The organism is Mesorhizobium sp. M7A.F.Ca.MR.362.00.0.0, from assembly GCF_004023175.1.
Taxonomy (GTDB): domain Bacteria; phylum Pseudomonadota; class Alphaproteobacteria; order Rhizobiales; family Rhizobiaceae; genus Mesorhizobium.
In genome coordinates this window covers 618-1616 of sequence record NZ_RZTF01000701.1, presented here as the reverse complement: position 1 = coordinate 1616, position 999 = coordinate 618, and the positions used below count along the sequence as shown (strand labels likewise).

The window sequence follows — 999 nt, the reverse complement described above, 5'->3', positions numbered from 1 at the left end:
CGGCTTTCGCATGAAGATGATCGCCGCCGGCTATGAGGATGGCAACGACGCCAACCGGCTGCGCTCCGATCCGGTCTTCAAGATGGCCCAGGACGCGCTGCCGTCGGGTCGGGATCTGGCCTCCCAATCGACGATGTGCAGGCTGGAGAGGCATCGTAAACTTAAAGAGCGCGAGGCGGTCGTAGCCCGCTTGCCCCACGGCGGTTCAAGCCCGCGCGATTTTTGCCCACAGGTTCATTGCCTCTGAACGCAGTTCGCGATGATGGCTGGAGGAGATTTCGTGGCGGGGGATGTGGAACAGGTTGGCAATCGGATCATGAATTGAGACGAAGCGCTGCAAATGGCGTTGTGACTTGAAGCGTTTCATGATCCGTTCCCGTCGCCGGACTGGCTGATGGGAATTCTCCGCCCGATTGTTCAAGCCTTTATGCGAACGGTGTTCGACCCCCGGCATGATCTCTCGCTTTGCAGCGTCGTAAGACCGAAGCTTGTCGGTGATCATCACGCGCGGCGCGCGGCCTTGGCCCTTCAACAGCTTGCGCATCAGACGCTTGGCCGCCTTGGCATTGCGACGACTTTGCACCAGGACCTCCAGGACGAAACCGTCCTGATCGACGGCGCGCCAGAGCCAGTGCTTCTTGCCGCGGATCGAAACGACGGCCTCGTCGAGATGCCACTTGTCACCAGCCGACCCGCTGAGCGGCGGCGGATCTCGCTGGCAAAGGTCCGCCCGAATTTCTCTGCCCAAAGCCGGACTGTCTGATGCGAGACAATAATCCCTCGTGCCGCCAGCAAGTCCTCGACCATTCGCAAACTGAGAGGAAAACGGAAATAGAGCCAGACAGCATGGGCGATGATCTCGGCGGGAAAGCGGTGGCGGCGGTAGAGTGGGTCACGCTCTGTCGCACATCGGTATCCAAGCTTCGTTAAGTTGACGATGCCGTCTGACGAACACCTTCGTCAGATTTATAGTGATCTGTTGGCTCTCACGTAGGATCC

2 pseudogenes are annotated in these 999 nt (G+C 59.4%); one reads left to right on the top strand and one right to left on the bottom strand.

From position 1 onward, the window contains the following. Positions 1–148: pseudogene (locus EOC06_RS36960) on the top strand (transposase); the annotation flags it as partial. A gap of 57 nt (positions 149–205) precedes the next feature. Here EOC06_RS36960 and EOC06_RS36955 read toward each other — a convergent pair. Beyond that, positions 206–858: pseudogene (locus EOC06_RS36955) on the bottom strand (IS6 family transposase). Between the last annotated feature and the right edge of the window lie 141 nt (positions 859–999).